The sequence below is a fragment of the Hydrocarboniphaga daqingensis genome, assembly GCF_900129825.1.
GTDB lineage: Bacteria > Pseudomonadota > Gammaproteobacteria > Nevskiales > Nevskiaceae > Hydrocarboniphaga > Hydrocarboniphaga daqingensis.
The window spans coordinates 260,543-276,769 of record NZ_FQWZ01000007.1 but is presented as its reverse complement, the minus strand read 5'-3'; the positions used below and the strand labels follow the sequence as shown (position 1 = coordinate 276,769).

At 67.7% G+C, this 16,227-nt stretch carries 14 protein-coding genes; 6 read left to right on the top strand and 8 right to left on the bottom strand.

Going from position 1 to position 16,227, the window contains the following annotated elements:
- Nucleotides 1-2: 2 nt before the first annotated feature.
- Nucleotides 3-1,550, bottom strand: a complete 1,548-nt coding sequence (gene ilvA, locus BUB09_RS14890; protein WP_072898813.1) for a threonine ammonia-lyase, biosynthetic — start codon at nucleotides 1,548-1,550, stop codon at nucleotides 3-5.
- Between the two features lie 153 nt (nucleotides 1,551-1,703).
- On the opposite strand from ilvA, the gene proC reads away from it, so the two are divergent.
- The 4 genes from proC to metW are packed head-to-tail and all read left to right on the top strand — an operon-like array spanning nucleotide 1,704 to nucleotide 4,984.
- Nucleotides 1,704-2,591, top strand: a complete 888-nt coding sequence (gene proC / locus BUB09_RS14885; protein ID WP_366486505.1) for a pyrroline-5-carboxylate reductase — start codon at nucleotides 1,704-1,706, stop codon at nucleotides 2,589-2,591.
- A 38-nt stretch (nucleotides 2,592-2,629) separates the two neighbouring features.
- A complete protein-coding gene (locus BUB09_RS14880) occupies nucleotides 2,630-3,193 on the top strand; it encodes a YggT family protein (RefSeq protein ID WP_072898809.1) in 564 nt (187 codons plus the stop codon).
- 13 nt (nucleotides 3,194-3,206) lie between these two features.
- On the top strand, nucleotides 3,207-4,352 hold the full coding sequence (gene metX / locus BUB09_RS14875) for a homoserine O-succinyltransferase MetX (RefSeq protein ID WP_072898807.1): 1,146 nt from the start codon (nucleotides 3,207-3,209) through the stop codon (nucleotides 4,350-4,352).
- A complete protein-coding gene (gene metW / locus BUB09_RS14870) occupies nucleotides 4,349-4,984 on the top strand; it encodes a methionine biosynthesis protein MetW (protein WP_072898805.1) in 636 nt (211 codons plus the stop codon). Before metX ends, metW begins: the two co-directional genes overlap by 4 nt.
- Here the strand turns inward: metW and BUB09_RS14865 are convergent.
- From BUB09_RS14865 to BUB09_RS14855, 3 genes are all read right to left on the bottom strand, one after another.
- Nucleotides 4,981-5,880: an SPOR domain-containing protein gene (locus tag BUB09_RS14865; protein WP_072898803.1), complete on the bottom strand. Its 900-nt coding sequence runs from the start codon at nucleotides 5,878-5,880 to the stop codon at nucleotides 4,981-4,983. The two genes, metW and BUB09_RS14865, sit on opposite strands and share 4 nt — an antisense overlap.
- A gap of 2 nt (nucleotides 5,881-5,882) precedes the next feature.
- Entirely contained in the window at nucleotides 5,883-8,789 is a 2,907-nt protein-coding gene (locus BUB09_RS14860) for an EAL domain-containing protein (protein WP_072898801.1), read from the bottom strand.
- A gap of 75 nt (nucleotides 8,790-8,864) precedes the next feature.
- The gene (locus BUB09_RS14855; protein ID WP_072898799.1) at nucleotides 8,865-10,073 is read right to left on the bottom strand and encodes an acetylornithine/succinyldiaminopimelate transaminase; all 1,209 of its coding nucleotides are present in this window, start codon (nucleotides 10,071-10,073) and stop codon (nucleotides 8,865-8,867) included.
- Between the two features lie 204 nt (nucleotides 10,074-10,277).
- Here BUB09_RS14855 and BUB09_RS14850 point away from each other — a divergent pair, with 204 nt between their 5' ends.
- Nucleotides 10,278-11,063: an acyl-CoA thioesterase gene (locus BUB09_RS14850; protein ID WP_072898797.1), complete on the top strand. Its 786-nt coding sequence runs from the start codon at nucleotides 10,278-10,280 to the stop codon at nucleotides 11,061-11,063.
- Nucleotides 11,064-11,109: 46 nt separating this feature from the next.
- On the opposite strand, the gene BUB09_RS14845 is transcribed toward BUB09_RS14850, so the two are convergent.
- The 4 genes from BUB09_RS14845 to BUB09_RS14830 are packed head-to-tail and all read right to left on the bottom strand — an operon-like array spanning nucleotide 11,110 to nucleotide 14,780.
- The gene (locus tag BUB09_RS14845) at nucleotides 11,110-12,396 is read right to left on the bottom strand and encodes a c-type cytochrome (RefSeq protein ID WP_072898795.1); all 1,287 of its coding nucleotides are present in this window, start codon (nucleotides 12,394-12,396) and stop codon (nucleotides 11,110-11,112) included.
- Nucleotides 12,393-13,127, bottom strand: a complete 735-nt coding sequence (locus tag BUB09_RS14840; RefSeq protein WP_072898793.1) for a c-type cytochrome — start codon at nucleotides 13,125-13,127, stop codon at nucleotides 12,393-12,395. The genes BUB09_RS14845 and BUB09_RS14840 overlap by 4 nt, the downstream gene beginning before the upstream one ends.
- Nucleotides 13,124-13,354: a DUF2970 domain-containing protein gene (locus BUB09_RS14835; RefSeq protein ID WP_072898791.1), complete on the bottom strand. Its 231-nt coding sequence runs from the start codon at nucleotides 13,352-13,354 to the stop codon at nucleotides 13,124-13,126. Before BUB09_RS14835 ends, BUB09_RS14840 begins: the two co-directional genes overlap by 4 nt.
- Before the next feature lie 28 nt (nucleotides 13,355-13,382).
- Nucleotides 13,383-14,780 (bottom strand): aminotransferase-like domain-containing protein, encoded by a 1,398-nt coding sequence (locus BUB09_RS14830; RefSeq protein ID WP_245793303.1) that lies wholly within the window; start codon nucleotides 14,778-14,780, stop codon nucleotides 13,383-13,385.
- 331 nt (nucleotides 14,781-15,111) lie between these two features.
- Here BUB09_RS14830 and BUB09_RS14825 point away from each other — a divergent pair, with 331 nt between their 5' ends.
- Complete coding sequence (locus BUB09_RS14825; RefSeq protein ID WP_072898789.1) at nucleotides 15,112-15,594, top strand: MSMEG_0572/Sll0783 family nitrogen starvation response protein; 483 nt, start codon at nucleotides 15,112-15,114, stop codon at nucleotides 15,592-15,594.
- The last annotated feature ends 633 nt before the right edge of the window (nucleotides 15,595-16,227 follow it).

The window sequence follows — 16,227 nt, the reverse complement described above, 5'->3', positions numbered from 1 at the left end:
CATCAAGACTCGGCCTGCGTACCCAGAAACACCTGGTACGCCGGATTCGAGGTTTCTTCCCAGTATTCATATCCCAGTTCGTCGAGCGACTTGCGACACTCCCCGACCTGGCCGCGCGGCAGCTGCAGACCGCAGAGCACGCGGCCATATGCTGCACCATGATTGCGGTAGTGGAACAGCGAAATGTTCCAGCGGCTGCCGACTGCGTCGAGGAAGTCCAGGCAGGCGCCGGGCCGCTCCGGAAACTCGAATCGGAACAGATGCTCGTCATACAAGCCGGGCGCGCGACCGCCGACCATGAAGCGCACGTGCATCTTGGCCATCTCGTTACCCGACATGTCGAGCACCGGATAAGCCTGTTCGCGCAGCGCATCGATCAGCGCGGCGCGTTCGGCCAGGCCACCGCTGAGCTTGATGCCGACGAACACATGCGCCTCGCTCGGCGAGCTGTAGCGGTAGTTGAACTCGGTGACCGCACGACGGCCGATCTGCTTCAAGAAGCGCTTGAAGCTGCCCGGCTTCTCGGGAATCGTCACCGCAAGCAAGGCTTCGGCGTCATCGCCCAACTCGGCACGCTCGGCGACGTGGCGCAGGCGATCGAAGTTGATGTTGGCGCCCGACACGATCGCGCAATACGTCTTGCCGGTGACATCGTGCATCTGCGCCCAGCGCTTGACGCCGGCCACGCCCAGCGCACCGGCCGGCTCGGGCACGGCGCGCTTCTCGTTGAACATGTCGCGGATCGCGGCACAGATCTCGTCGACGCTGACCGTGATGCAGGCGTCGACCAGCGCTCGCGCCACACGGTACGGCTCGGCGCCGGCCTGACGCACGGCCACGCCGTCGGCAAACAGCCCGACCTGCTGCAGGCGCACGCGCCGACCGGCAGCGAGGGCCGCACCCATGCAGTTGGAATCCTCGGGCTCGACGCAGATCACCTGGGTTTTCGGGCTGTGATGCTTGATCCAGGCGGCAATGCCGGCCAGCAGGCCGCCGCCGCCGACACAGACGAACACCGCGTCGAGCTGACGCACGCGCAGCGGCGCCAGCTGCTGCAGGATCTCGCGCGCCACCGTGCCCTGTCCGGCGATCACGTCGGCGTCGTCGTACGGATGCACCATCGTCATGCCGCGCTGCTCGACCAGCTCCTGAGCGTGGGCCGACGCATCGTCAAAGGCGTCGCCGAACAGCACGGCGCGACCGCCGAGGCTGCGCACCGAATCGACCTTGATCGCCGGCGTGGTGCGCGGCATCACGATCGTCGCCGGAATGCCGAGCCGCTGCGCCGCCAGCGCCACGCCCTGCGCGTGATTGCCGGCCGACGCGGCGACCACGCCGCGCGCGCGCGCTGCGTCGTCGAGCTGCGCGATCTTGTTGTAAGCGCCGCGCAGCTTGAACGAGTGCACCGGCTGGGTGTCCTCGCGCTTGAGCAGCACGCGGCAGCCCAGCCGGGCGGAGAGCTTGGGCGCCTCCTCGAGCGGCGTAATCGAGGCCACGTCGTAGACCCGCATCGCCGCCAGCTCGATGCGCTTGGCGTATTGGCTCAGCAAGCGGGATCGGGCTGCAGCGCCGCTGGCGGCAGGAGCGGAGGCTTTCTTTTTCACGGCGGGGTCACGTCGGGGTCTGCGGGCGGCCCGCGCTGCCCGGCAACGGTACCGAGGGCGATTGACGTTGCGGGTTCGTAGTTCGGTCTAGCGTTCATTATGATAGCGGCCCTTCGCCTGCCCCTCACGAACCTCCCAGTTATGGCGCCCAACCCGGCCCCGACGATTGCTTTCATTGGTGGCGGCAACATGGCCACGAGCCTGATCGGCGGCTTGATCGCTGCAGGCGCCGATCCACGCACGCTGCGCGTCGCCGAGCCTGATCGCGCCCGTGCGGCCGGCTTGGCCGAGCGGTTTGGTGTGATCACGGCCGACGCCGGGTCGGCCATCGTCTCTGGTGCCGATGCGGTCGTGCTGGCAGTCAAGCCGCAGCAGCTGGTGTCGGCCGTTGCGCCGTTGACGCTCGACGCCGGCACCACGGTGCTGTCGATCGCAGCCGGCGTGCGTGTGGCGACGCTGCGTGCGGCGCTGGGTGACGCGGTGCATCTGGTACGCAGCATGCCCAACACCCCGGCGCTGTACGGCTGCGGCATCAGCGGCCTGTACGCGCCGGCCGGCACGCCGGACACGGCGCGCGCACTGGCACAGTCGATCCTCGATGCTGCCGGCCAGACCTGCTGGGTCGACACCGAAGCCGATCTGGACGCGGTGACCGCGGTCAGCGGATCGGGGCCGGCTTACTACTTCCTGCTGACCGAAGCGATCCGCGAGGCCGGCGAACAGCTCGGGCTGGCACCGGCCGTTGCCGCACAGCTGGCAGCACGCACGCTGGTCGGCGCCGCCAAGATGGTCGACGCCGGCACCACCGACGTCGCCACGCTGCGCCAACAGGTCACTTCCAAAGGTGGCACGACCGAAGCAGCGCTACGCCATCTGGAATCGGCCGGTTTGCGCCCCATGTTCCAAGCTGCGCTGGCGGCAGCAGCGCATCGCAGCCGCGAACTGGGCGACGAACTCGCTGCTCCCTCGCCCTCGCCACCCCATTGAGCCAGCCCCCTTGCCGGGTGGTCTGACGGAGACCGTTTATGGGCGCGCAAGCGACCAATGCCCTGATTTACCTGATCAGCACGCTGTTCAACCTGTACATGGGCGCGGTGCTGCTGCGGATCGTGCTGCAGTGGGTGCGCGCCGACTTCTACAACCCGATCTCGCAGCTGGTGTGGAAGGTGACGCAGCCGGTGCTGGCGCCCGTGGTGAATCTGCTGCCGCGCTACCGGCGGCTCGACACGGCCGCCTCGTTGCTGCTGCTGATCCTGTCGGTGATCTATGTGCAGATCATTGCGGCGCTGTGGAGCCTGAACATCGGCCTGATCGCCACGCTGTGGTTCGCCGTGCTGAAGCTCGTCGCCTTGGCCCTGTCGATCTACACGGCCAGCATCATCATCTACGCGATCCTGTCGTGGTTCGGCCCAGGCCTCAGCAACCCGGCCGCGAACATCCTCTACAGCATCAACGAGCCGTTGCTGCGGCCGATCCGCAACATCATTCCGCCGCTGTCGGGGCTGGACTTGTCACCGCTGGTGGCGATCCTGTTGCTGCAGGTGGCGAGCATGCTGCTGCCGCTGCCCGGCTACTTCGGGCTCAGCTAGGGCTGCGGCGTTGATGCAGGAATCGGGCGCCGGCGGATCGGTCGGCATCGTCGTACCGCAGGTCGTCGACATCGACGTCCCGCTGATCCTCGACTGCGGGCGGCTGCTGCGCCGCCACCAGCTGATCGTCGAGACCTACGGCCAGCTCAATGCCGCGCGCAGCAACGCGGTGCTGATCTGCCATGCGCTGTCGGGCGACCACCACGCGGCCGGCTATCACGGCGACGAGCGCAAGCCCGGCTGGTGGGACAACTGCATCGGCCCCGGCAAGCCGATCGACACCAACCGCTTCTACGTCGTCAGCTTGAACAACCTCGGCGGCTGCCGTGGTTCCACCGGCCCCAACACCGTCGATCCTGAAACCGGTCGCGTCTGGGGGCCGGACTTTCCGCTGCTGACGGTGCGCGACTGGGTGCGCTCGCAAAGCTTGCTGGCCACGAAACTCGGCATCCAGCAATGGGCGGCCGTGATCGGCGGCTCGCTGGGCGGCATGCAGGTCATGCAGTGGGCCATCGATCTGCCGACGCGCGTGCGCCATGCGGTGGTCATTGCCTCGGCGCCGCAGATTTCGGCGCAGAACATCGCGTTCAACGAGATCGCACGCCAGGCGATCTTGTCCGATCCCGACTTCCATGGCGGCCGCTACTACGAGCACGGCGTCGTGCCGGGCCGTGGCTTGCGCTTGGCGCGGATGCTGGGGCACATCACGTATCTGTCCGATGCCGCGATGCGTGCCAAGTTCGGCAACGATCTCAAGGCGCCGCAGCCGTCGTTCAACTTCGACGTCGAGTTCGAAGTCGAAAGCTATCTTCGCTACCAGGGCGAAAGCTTCGTCGACCGCTTCGACGCCAACACCTATCTGCTGATGACCAAGGCGCTGGATTACTTCGATCCGGCGCGCGACTACGACGATTCACTGGTGGCTGCATTCCGCCAGGCGCAAGCGCGCTTCCTGGTCATCGCGTTCTCCAGCGACTGGCGGTTTTCGCCGGCGCGCTCGCGCGAAATCGTCAAGGCGCTGGTCGACGCCGGACGCCCGGTGTCGTACGCGCTGATCGACTCCTCGCTCGGCCATGACGACTTCCTGATGCCGCTGCCGGATTACCACTTGATGCTGCGCCACTATCTGTCGCGCGTCGCCGACGAGGTGGGGGCATGAGCGCAAACCTCGATCTGGACACTGGCATCGGGCTGCGACCCGATCTGCAGCTGATCGCCGGCTGGATCAAGCCGGGCTCACGCGTGCTCGACCTGGGCTGCGGCGACGGCAAGCTGCTCGATTATCTGGCGCAGCATCGCGGCGTCCACGGCTATGGTCTGGAGATCGACACGGCCAACGTGGCGGCTTGCATCGCGCGCGGCGTCAATGTGATTCAGGCCGACCTCGACGACGGCTTGCGCGACTTCGAAACCGGCTCGTTCGACTACGTGTTGCTGACGCAAACCTTGCAGGCGCTGCAGCGCCCTGACGAGGCGATCGAAGAGATTCTTCGCGTCGGCCGCAGCGCCATCGTCACATTCCCCAACTTCGGTCACTGGCGGGTGCGGCAAGCGCTGCTGAGTGGCCACATGCCAGTGACCAAGACGCTGCCGGCGGCGTGGTACGACACGTCCAACATCCATCTTTGTACGGTCGCTGATTTCGACGCGCTGTGCGCCGCACGCGGCTGGCGCGTCCGCGAGCGCCGCCTGCTGAACCGCGCGCACCGCGAAGGCTGGTCGATCCGTCTGGCGCCGAACCTGTTTGCCGAGGTGGCGCTGTACCAGCTGCGCGGGCGCCTCGGCAGCTAGCGCTGCAACACCCAGATCTGCTCGAAGCCGGCGGCCTTGAGCCGCGCTGCCATCGCATCGGCCTCATCGCGGCTGCCCAGATTCGGTAACTCAATGCGATACCAGGTGCGGCCATCGACGTCGGCTGGCGCAATCACGCCGACGTAGCCGGCATCCTTGAGCCGGCGCCAGGCTTGATCGGCCTGTTCGCGGTCCGGCAACAGCGCGCCACTGAGCGTCCAGCTGCTGCTTGCACTCGGATCGCGACTCCACAGCGCCGGGGTCAGCTGGCGCGACTGGCGTACGGCGACCCAATCGGACGGATCACGTTCGCGGCCTGACGGCGACAGTCCGGCCACCAGCGCATAACAACGGCCCGGCTCCAGCGCCTGATCGCCGTCACGGCTGCCACCGGCCAGCGCCGCGCCGCCCTCTGCCACGCAAACCGCGCTGATTCCCGCTGCCACTTGGAAGAAGTATTCGCCGCTAAGCAGGTTGGCGCGGTCGTCACCGAGGTAGACGAACAGCGGCCACTGGATGTCGAGCGACGGCTGCTTCCACACCACGCGCAGATAACCGCTGCGCAGACGCAGCACGGTGCGCAAGTCGTCGGCATAGCCGGCGAACGGAATGCGCTCGACCATCAACTCGCTGCCGGCGCCCAGTTCGAGGCGGCCGTGTCGGCCCAGTTGCAGACTGGCGCCCCCGCGATCATCGACGTGGACGATATCGTCGGTCTGCAGCGACATGCCGGGCGTCAGGCGCTGCCGTTGATCGGCGCGCCAATGCTCGACCGTGCCCTGCACGTCGTCGACACGCAGCATTGCGCGGGGTGGCATCGACGCGGCCGGCGCCGCAACGGCATGCAGCACGCACAGCAGGCTGGCGACCAACGCAAAGCGCCCGACCGCGGTCATGCTCAGGTCGCGGCCGTCGTGGTCGCCGCGAGCAACTCGTCGAACGGCCGGCCTTCGCCGATGACCTTGCCCTGCACCCAGTCGACGCCGATCGTCGCCAGCAGTTGCAGCGCTGCATGATCTTCGACGTGCTCGGCGATCGTGCACAGGCCCATGTCATGGCCGATGCGGTTGATCGCCTCGACCATGCCGCGATCGACCGGGCTGCCCTGCATGCTGCGGACGAAGCCGCCGTCGATCTTGACGAACTGCACCGGCAGGTTCTTCAGGTACGAGAACGACGCCATGCCGGCACCGAAATCGTCCAGCGCGAAACGGCAGCCCAGATCCGCCAGATGCGTGATGAATCGCACCGCTTCCGACAGATGCGAGATCGCGGCGGTCTCGGTGATTTCGAAGCAGATGCGTTCCGGCGCCACGCCCGTGTGCTCGATCAAGCGTGTGACGTGGCCGAGAAACTGATCGTCCGACAGCGACATGCCGGAGATGTTGATCGCGTAGATGACACCGTCGGCCGGCAGCTGCGCGATACCGGCCAGCGCGGCACCGATAACCCAGCGATCGAGTGCGGACATCAGGTAGTAGCGCTCCGCAGCGGCGATGAAATCGGCGGGCTGCACCAAGCGGCCATCGTCGCCGCGCATCCGCACCAACAGTTCGCGGTAGAACACTTGATGCGTGGCATCGGTGCCGACCACATCTTCGTAGTACAGCAGGAAGCGGCCTTCATCGAGCGCCTTGCCGATGCGGCCGACCATCGTCATTTCGGCGTGGCGGGCGCGAATCTCGACGTGACCGTCCGACACCCAACGGGCGCGATCACGACCACCGTCCTTGGCCGAGTAACAGGCGGCGTCGGCATCGGCCAGCGTGCTGACGATATCGCCGCTGGCATCGTCGATCTCGGCGACGCCGATGCTGACGGTGATCGCGTATGACTTGCCCTCCCAGATGAATCGGAATTCGCGCACCGCGTTGAGCAGCGTATCGACCAGCACGCGCCCCCGCTCGCCGCCGACGTCACCGAGCAAGATGCCGAACTCGTCGCCACCCAGCCGCGCCAGCGAATCCGGCGGACCCAGGTGCGCGCGAAACAGCGCCGCGAGCTGACGCAGCAGTTCATCGCCAGCGTAGTGACCGAGCGTGTCGTTGATGACCTTGAACTGATCGACATCGACGTAGCACAGCAGCCGCAGCGCAGCGCCGCTGCGCGCCTCGGTCAGCGCCAGTGCGATGCGCCGCTCAAATTCGCCGCGGTTGTACAAGCCGGTCAGCGCGTCGTGCGAGCTGCGGTATTCCAGCTCGTCGGCCAGCAAGGTTTGCTCAGTGGTGTCTTCGAGCAACAGCAAAGCACCCGCGATCAGGCCCTCGGCGATCAGCGTCGAGTAGCTGAGCTTGATTCTCAGCCGGCGTCCGTCACGGCTCAGCAGTTGATGCGCTTCGGCTCGGACCTGCAGGTCCGCGGTGGCGAGGCAACGCTCGACCGGATGGGTCAGCGCACTGCTGCCGCCGACGCCGACCAGTCGCAGCACGCTGGCATACGACAGGCCGATCGCCTGTTCGCGTGGCCAGCCCAGCAGCCGCTCGGCACTGCGATTGAATTCGAGAATGCGGCCCGCCGTGTCGACGACGATCAGGCTTTCGCTCATCAGCTTGAGGCTGGCGTCGAGCACCACGGCCGACTTGCGCGACTCGGCAGCAGCCGGCAGCGCCGACAGCCGCCATTCGGCGAGCACCAAGGCCAGCGGCCCCGACTGCCAACGGCTCAGTAGCAGTTGCGCCGGCAGCAAGGCCCCTGGCGTGCGCAGCGGCGCATCGATCTGCACGCGCTCGCCAGCCGCCAGCGACGCCAGCGATGCGGTCAGCCGCTCGCCATCAGCCGGTGGCAGCAACATCGTCGCCGGCTGCCCGGCCAACTCGTCGGCCGGACGGCCACTCAAACGCAGCAGCGTCGGGTTGACCTCCAGGATGCGGCCGCGCGCATCGAGCACCGCGCCCGGCGTGGTCGACCGCAGCAGCGCAGCGCGATACGCATCGGCCGGAAAATCACCCGGCTGCACCGGCGGCTCGACCCGTTCGTAGATACCGGGCAGCGTGCCGCGCCGCTGAAACAGATCCGAATGCGCGGCCATCGCCTGATCGCGTCCGACCAACAGATAGCCGCCGGGACGCAGCGCGTCGCGGAATTGCTCCAGCACGCGGCGCTGCATCGGCATCTGCAGCGTGCCGACCAGATTGCGGCTGTCGATCAAGTCGAACGGCCCGGCCGGCGCCGGGTCGGACAGAGCTTGGCAAACGAAGCGGCATTGCTCGACCAGCAGCGGATGGACCTGCGCCAGGCCGTTGGCAATGCGCAGATAGCGCTGACTCAGCAGCGACGGTACTGCGGCCGCCGCACCGAGACCGAAGCCGCCCTCGCGCGCCCGCTGCAACATCGCCTCGTCGACATCGGTGGCGACGATGTCGAAGCGCTGCGGTGCCTCGATCGCCGCCTGCGCCTCGGCCAGCAGCATCGCGATCGACAGCGCGTCCTCGCCGCCACCGCAGGCCGGCACCCAGACGCGCGGCTGCGGCGAGGCATCGAGCAGCACCGGCAGGCAGCGCGACAGGCTGGCGTAAGCCTCCGGATCGCGAAACAGCACGGTGCTGGCGTCGAGGATTTCGCGGGCCAGGGCCGCGGCTTCGCGCGTGTCCTGCGCCAGCAGTGCGACATAGGCGCTCAGGTCGTCGATCTCGCAGGCGCGCATCCGCGTCTGCAGATGACGCATCACGGTATGGCGGCGATAGTCGTCGAGACGGATCGCCGACACGCCCGACAACGCGGCTTGCACCTGCGTGCGCTGCGCCTCACCGAGCTGCGCGGCGGCAGCGTCGATGTCGGTGTCGCGAGCGGTGTCGGGCGGGGCCAAGGTCGGTCCGGATCAGCGCCGCGATCGCGGCGCGTCCATGCTAACAGCCGTAACGGCAGACCCGATCACGCCGGATCAACCGGCCTGCGCCAGCTCCGCGCAAGCCAGGCCAAGACGGCGCAAGCCTTCGGCCATATCGGCCTCGCTGATGTTCAACGGCGGCGCCATGCGCAGCACGTCGGGGCCCGCGACCAGCACCCAGAGCCCGTGCCGCATCGCGGCGTTGACGATGTCCTTGGCGCGGCCTTTCCAGGGGTCGCTCAGCGGCGCGCCCATCAGCAGGCCCATGCCGCGCGATCCGGTGAACAAGCCGTGTTCGGCTGCCAGCACACCCAAGCCCTCGCGCAGCTGCGCCGAGCGGGCACGGACATTGGCCATCAGCGCTGGGTCGACCAGCGCTTCGAGCGCTGCCAAACCGACCGCGCACGCCAGCGCATTGCCGCCGTAGGTCGAACCGTGCGTGCCGAACGCCAGACTCGCTGCCGCGTCGGCGGTCGCCAGCATCGCGCCGATCGGAAACCCGCCGCCCAAGCCCTTGGCCGTGGTCAGCACGTCGGGCGTGACGCCGTACTGCTCATGCGCGTACAGCGTGCCGGAACGCCCGTTGCCGCTCTGCACTTCGTCGAACACCAGCAGCGCGCCGTGGCGATCGCACAGCTGACGCGCCAGCGCGATGAATTCCGGCGTCGCCGGCATGATGCCGCCCTCGCCCTGCACTGGCTCGATGACGACGGCGCAGGTCTGTTCGCCGACGGCCGCTTCCAGTGCCGCCAGGTCGTTGAACGGCAGATGCGTGATGCCACCCGGCAGCGGCTCGAAGCCCTGCGTGTACTTGGCTTGCCCGCCGACCGACACGGTAAACAGGGTGCGGCCGTGGAACGCGTTGTAGAACGAGATGATCTGGTTCTTGTGGGCGCCGTACTTCACAGACGCATGACGCCGCGCCAGCTTGAACGCGGCTTCGTTGGCCTCGGCGCCGGAATTGCAGAAGAACACGCGGTCGGCGAACGTCAGCTCGACCAGACGGCTGGCCAGCTTCAGCGCCGGCTCGTTGGTCATCACGTTCGACACATGCCACAGCTGGCCCGCTTGTTCGTGCAGCGCCGCGATCAAGGCCGGATGGCAGTGGCCGAGTCCGGTGACCGCGATGCCACACGCGAAGTCCAGGTATTCACGGCCTTGCTGGTCCCACAGTCGCGAACCGAGTCCGCGCACGGGCACGATGTCGGAGGGTGCGTAGTTGGGAACCATGACCTCGTCGAAGGTCTTGCGGCTTACCTGCATGGTGAATACCTCTCGATACCTCTGTCAGGGCGCAGAAGGATGCGCCGAACCAGCCCCACAAATGCGAATGGCCCGCGCGGCGGGCCATCGGCTGTGAGAGCGTCGTTATAGTAACAAGCACCGCCCCCCCGGCCAATCAGCGTCGCAACCGCTGCTACCGGCCCTTTCGGCCGTTGTTCGGCCGCCTGTTTACGGAGTCACCCGATGCATTTCGACGAGCTGCTCGCGCTGCAACAACCCGATGCCGCGGGCTGGACGGCCACCGTGACCGAAGACTGGCTGCAAGGCCGCAGCGCCTTCGGCGGTCTGCAAGTGAGCTTGGCGCTCAAGGCGATGCGCGCCCTGGTCGCCGAGCTGCCGCTGCGCGTGCTGCAGGTGACGTTCCTGGCGCCAGTGCCGCAGGGCGTGATCGGCGTCCGCGCCCAGGTGCTGCGCGCCGGCAAGAACACCCAGCACGTCGAGGCGCGGCTATACGACGGCGAACAAGTGCTGTGCGTCGTCGTCGGCATTTTCGGCGCGTCGCGGACGTCGACGATCCAGATCCGCCCCGAACAACCGGCGGTGGTCAGCGAACGCAAGCCGCTGCTGCTGCCGTACATCCCCGGCCTGACGCCGGCGTTCCTGCAGCACTTCGACATGCGCTGGATCGTCGGCGGCCTGCCCTACAGCGGCGCCACGCAAGCCAAGGCAGTGATCGAGGTCGGCTTCAAGCAGGCCGGCACGACCAGCGAACTGCATCTGCCCACGCTGGCCGACAGCATTCCGCCGCTGGCGATCACGCTGCTGAAAAAGCCGGCGCCGGGCAGCTCAATGACCTGGATGCTGGAGTTCCTCGCCGACCGCTACGACCATCTGCCGCTGCAAGGCTGGCGCTTCGACGCCGAAGTACTCGCCGCCGCCGACGGCTACACCAGCCAGACCGCGATGATCTGGGCGCCCGACGGATCGCCAGCGATGCTCAGCCGCCAGAACATGGTGGTGTTCGGCTGAGGTTCGCTGTTGCTGCTGTCGCTGCGGCGACGGCGCCAGCCGGCGCTCACCACAGCGGCCCGCTGGCGTGGCGCTGCACTTCGACCGCGGTGATCGAGCGCGCGTCATTGCCCCAGGACGTGCGGACGTAGGTCAGCACGTCGGCGATCTCCTGCTTGCTCAGCGCCGCCGAATACGGCGGCATGCCGAACGGCCGCGGGTTGCCGGCCGTGCCGGGCGCGTAGCCACCGAACAGCACGACGCGGATCGGATTGACCGCCGAGTCCATCGTTACCGCGCGGTTGCCGGCCAAGGCCGGTGCGGCGGGCGCACGGCCGAGGCCGTCGTCGCCGTGGCATTGCGCGCAGTGCTCGCCATAGAGCTTCTCGCCCGAGGCGCGAACCTTTTGCAGGTCGCCGGGCAGCACGCGCGGCGCCGGCTCGCGGTCCGGCTCCGGCGTTTGCGGGATCGACTTCAAGTACACCGCCATCGCGTGCATATCCTCGGGCCGACCGTGCTGCAGGCTTTCGTAGACGACTTCGGCCATCGGCCCCAACGTCGAGGCGCGATCGGCTTTGCCGACGGCCAGCAGCGCTTCGATCTGCTCGATCGGCCAGTCCTGCACGCCGGCCTCGGCAGCGGCACTGAGCACCGGCGCATACCAGTCCAGCACCAAGCCGCCGGCCGGGTTGTTGCGCGCCTGCGTGCCGCCCAGCGCATTGCGCGCTTCGTGGCAGGCACTGCAGTGCGTCAGCCCCTGCACCAGATACGCACCACGATTCCAGGCTGCATCCTGATCCGCAGCCGGCTGGAACACGGCCGGACGGAAGAACAGCGCGCGCCAGCCGATCAGCATCACGCGCAGGTTGAACGGAAAGCGCAGCTCGTGTTCGCGCGATGCCTGCTGCACCGGCGCGAGCGTGCGCAGGTAGGCGAACAGCGCATCGCTGTCGTCACGCGTCATCCGCGTGTAGTTGGTGTACGGAAACACCGGATACAGCAGCTTGCCGTTGCGTGAGCGACCCTCGTGCAGCGCGGCCCAGAAGTCGTCGGCCGTCCAGCGGCCGATGCCGGTGTCGGCATCGGGCGTGATGTTCGGCGCAAAGAACTGACCAAACGGTGTCGGGATCATGTGCCCGCCCGCATAGTCGGCGCCGCCGGGCTGCGTGTGGCAGGCGCGGCAGTTGCCGAGCGTGGCCAGATAACGGCCGCGCTCGACCGGGCTGGCGGCCTCGATCTGCAGCGGGCTGCTGCCCGCCGTGTTGCGGTCGTGGCGCAAGCCGAGCCACAGCACGCTGGCGATGACCAGCAGCGTCAGGGCGGCGAGGACCGCTGCGAGGCGTTTCAGGCTCATGGTGCGCTCCGCTGGATCGCGGGCGCCAAGCCGCCGCAGTCGATCGGCAACGGCGCCGCCTGCGCGGCCGCCGGATGCGTGTCGGCCGGCATCGGCTGTGCCGCGAGCCAGCCGGCGACGGCGCCGATGTCGTCGGCACTGAGGCGTTCGGCGATCACCGCCATGCAGTCCGGCTGATGCGCGTGGCGCGTGCCTTCACGCCAGGCCCCGAGCTGCGCGGCCAGGTAGTCGTAGGGCAGGCCGAGCAGGCCAGGCACTGCAGGCGCCACACCGGTCAGCCGTTCGCCATGGCAGCGTGAGCACGCCGGCAACTGCTGCGCTGTGTCGCCTTGATGAACCAACTGCTCGCCACGCGCCAACGCGGCCGCGGCCACGCGGGGCGCTTCCGGCGGCGGATACGGCAGGTCCTGCCGCGCGAAGTGCTCGGCGATCTCCATCAAATACGCATCGGGCTGACGCTGTGCGAGGTACGTCATCTGGGCGTTCACGCGGCGATGGTCGCGAAAGTTCTGCAACTGGTTGAACAGATAGCCCGCCGGCTTGCCGGCAATGCGCGGGTAATAGCCGTCGCGCGTGGCGCGGCCTTCGGCGCCGTGACAGGCCGAGCACGGCAGCACGCGCTGCTCGATGCTGTCGAGCGCGTGCGGCGCGCTCTGACGCGTCTGCGCGCCGGCCGTGCCAGCGAGCATCAGGCCGATTGCGGCCAGCAGACCGATCCGGACGCGGCTCATGCCGGCACCGCCACGCGCAGGATCAGCTTGACCACCAGCACCAGCGTGGCCACGAACACGGCCGTCATCAACACGCCGACGACGATGAAGGCGAACGGGTCGCCACGCGAAAAATCGCGCTGTCGCGCGCGCGAACTCTGCACGCCGAAGAACGCGGCCAGCACACTGGAGACGGTCTGCCAGAAGCTCAAGCGCGGCAGCTTGGGTGAAACAGGGTCGGATGACATGACTGGATTCCTTATCGGGCCCGGTGCGCTACATCACCCGCGAGGCCAGCGCGGGGTGTTGTTCGATGGCGTCTTCGATGATTTCCAGCGAATGCTGGCAATCGTCGCGGCTGGCCGAGCCGCCGAGGCAAACGCGCACGGCTTCGGGTGCGCCGCCGCTGACGGTGAAGGTGTCCGACACGACAACGCCGACACCGTGCGAGCGCAGGTGCGCGGCGAACTCGATGCGGTTCCACGGCGTGGGCACGCTCAGCCACAGATGAAATGCTTCGGGGTGGGCCACGTACTGGGCCTGACGCAGCACGCGCCGGGCGATGTCCTGGCGGTGTCGCGACTCGTCGCGGATCGCCTGCGTCGCGGCGGCCACGGTGCCGTCGTCGATCCAGCGCGTGGCCAGCGCCACCGACAGCGGCGAGGCCATCACCGACGTCGTCCGCAACGTGGCTTGCACGCGCGCCGTGTAGCGCACGTTCGGTGTGCACAAGTAGCCGATGCGCAGCCCGGCGCCCAGGTGCTTGGAGAAGCCGGTGACGTAAAACGTCAGCTCCGGCGCGAGCGCGGCCAGCGGCGGCGGACTGTCGGACGGCAGAAAGCCGTAGGCATCGTCTTCGATGATCGGCACCGCGTGGCGCCGCGCGATCTCGACGATCTGCTGTCGACGCGCCAGCGACATCGTCGCCGTCGTGGGATTCAGCAGCGTCGGGTTGCAGTACAGCGCCTTGGGCGGATCCGCGGCGCACAGCGCGCCGAATGCTTCCGGGTCGATGCCTTCGGCGTCGATCGGCAAGCCGGCCAGCCGAATGCCCAAGTGCGCCGCGATGCCCTTGATGCCGGGATAGGTGACGGCCTCGCAGGCGATCGTGTCACCGGCCCGCGCCAGGATCGTGAACAAGGCCAGCAGCGCGCCCTGAACGCCGGGGCAGACCAGCACGCGCTGCGTGGTCAGGCCTGGCAAGCGCGAGCCGAGCCAGCGCACGCCGGCATCGCGATCCTCGTGATGGCCGCCGAACTCCTGGTAGCGCAGCAGCTCATAGGGGTCGAGCCGCTGCAAGCTGGCGACGCCGTCGCGGAAGCGCTCGATCAGTGCCGGATCGGCCGGCTCGGGCGGCATGTTCATCGTCATGTCGATCAGCGAGGCCGCCAGCGGCCGCTTGACCGGATCGGCACGCACCGCCTCGCGCACCACGGTGCCGATGCCGGGGCGTGAGTCAATCAAGCCGCGCCGCTGCGCTTCGGCGTAACCGCGCGCCACTGTCGTGAAGTTCAGGTCCAGCGTGCGCGCGAGTACGCGCAGCGTCGGCAGCTTCTGGTTGGCGGTCAGCTGCCCCGACTGGATGTCGGCGGCGATGGCGTCGGCGATGGCCACATAGGCCGGCGCCGCACTGTCTCGCAGTGCCGCCGCCCAACGAGGGATGTGGTTCGACAAACAACCTCCGATCAAGTCGTCACAACATGCAATCAATGTGGCGATTATGCCCCAGACGCCACCGGCTGCGCACCAGCCCGGATCGCGCCGCCCCATGGTGGCGCAACGCGGCCCAATCACGAGCCATCAACGGGTCCAAGCCGTGAAATGCGATCAAGCTGCGATCATCTCGATCACCGGAAAACAAATTGTCAAGCGACTGAACAATGTCTCTTATTGATCGCATTTTCGCAGGAGGCGAGCCGCGATAAATGGCATGTCGGTTGCGCTGATGGGCTCAACGGCACCGCATCGGCGGCGCCGCCTCTCACCACCCGAACCGGAGTCGAACATGCCTGCCGTCACCACCCCCGCACACAAGAAGGGCGACTTCTTCGTCGATTACGAAGAAAAGGTATTCGAGGACGTCAAAGCCAAGCCCGGTGAAAAAGCGCTGATCACGTTCCACACGGTCGCGTTCGAAGGCTCGATCGGCCTGGTCAACATGCTGCAGGGCAAGCGGCTGATCCGTAAGGGCTTCGAAACCTCGATCCTGCTGTACGGCCCTGGCGTCACGCTCGGTATCCAGCGCGGCTTCCCCACGCTCGGTGACGAGGCCTTCCCCGGCCACCAGAACTTCACCAACCAGCTGACCGCGTTCATGGCCGAAGGCGGCAAGGTGTACGCGTGCCGGTTCGCGCTTCAGGCGCTGTACGGCCACGGCGAGCCGTCACTGATTCCCGGCATCAAGCCGATCAGCCCGCTCGACGTGCTCGACTGCATCCTGCTGCATCGCAACGACAACGCTTTCATGATCCACACCTGGACGGTCTGAGTCCGCGATGAAAGCGCGTGCGCGCCAAGCCCTGCCTGCTGCCGGCGTTCGCGCGAACGTCGAGGCCCTCACCCCTGCCCCTCTCCCGGGGGGAGAGGGGTGGGACCAGCTCGGAGCCTCAACGGATCGCGGACCTAGGTCACGGAAAATCCCCTCTCCCCTCGGGAGAGGGCGGCGCGCAGCGCCGGGTGAGGGCGTCTCCGCGCCCAAGCAAGCTCGAATCTGAGAGGCCCTCACCCCTGCCCCTCTCCCGGGGGGAGAGGGGTGGGACCAGCTCGGTGCTTTTTCGGTTTTCCGACCCGCCTTCCCGCTTATCCCCCCTCCCCCCGGGAGAGGGTGGCGCGCAGCGCCGGGTGAGGGACTCTCAGCGCCGCGTTTGGCTCCATCCTCAAGCCGCGCTCGAGCCTCGGACGCCCTCACCCCTGCCCCTCTCCCGGTGGGAGAGGGGTGCAAAGTCGAAAGTGCCCGCTGCGCCTTACCGCTTATCCCCTCTCCCCCCGTTCGATGCTGGCGCGCAGCGCCGGGTGAGGGACTCTTAGCGCCGCGTTTGGCTCCATCCTCAAGCCGCGCTCAAGCCTCAGACGCCCTCACCCCTGCCCCTCTCCCGGTGGGAGAGGGGTGCAAAGTCGAAAG

Excerpts from the sequence above, each read along its gene's own strand:
- proC (WP_366486505.1), top strand. The coding sequence starts at position 1,704 with ATGATAGCGGCCCTTCGCCTGCCCCTCACGAACCTCCCAGTTATGGCG.
- BUB09_RS14880 (WP_072898809.1), top strand. The coding sequence starts at position 2,630 with ATGGGCGCGCAAGCGACCAATGCCCTGATTTACCTGATCAGCACGCTG.
- metX (WP_072898807.1), top strand. The coding sequence starts at position 3,207 with ATGCAGGAATCGGGCGCCGGCGGATCGGTCGGCATCGTCGTACCGCAG.
- metW (WP_072898805.1), top strand. The coding sequence starts at position 4,349 with ATGAGCGCAAACCTCGATCTGGACACTGGCATCGGGCTGCGACCCGAT.
- BUB09_RS14865 (WP_072898803.1), bottom strand. The coding sequence starts at position 5,880 with ATGACCGCGGTCGGGCGCTTTGCGTTGGTCGCCAGCCTGCTGTGCGTG.
- BUB09_RS14855 (WP_072898799.1), bottom strand. The coding sequence starts at position 10,073 with ATGCAGGTAAGCCGCAAGACCTTCGACGAGGTCATGGTTCCCAACTAC.
- BUB09_RS14850 (WP_072898797.1), top strand. The coding sequence starts at position 10,278 with ATGCATTTCGACGAGCTGCTCGCGCTGCAACAACCCGATGCCGCGGGC.
- BUB09_RS14845 (WP_072898795.1), bottom strand. The coding sequence starts at position 12,396 with ATGAGCCTGAAACGCCTCGCAGCGGTCCTCGCCGCCCTGACGCTGCTG.
- BUB09_RS14840 (WP_072898793.1), bottom strand. The coding sequence starts at position 13,127 with ATGAGCCGCGTCCGGATCGGTCTGCTGGCCGCAATCGGCCTGATGCTC.
- BUB09_RS14835 (WP_072898791.1), bottom strand. The coding sequence starts at position 13,354 with ATGTCATCCGACCCTGTTTCACCCAAGCTGCCGCGCTTGAGCTTCTGG.
- BUB09_RS14825 (WP_072898789.1), top strand. The coding sequence starts at position 15,112 with ATGCCTGCCGTCACCACCCCCGCACACAAGAAGGGCGACTTCTTCGTC.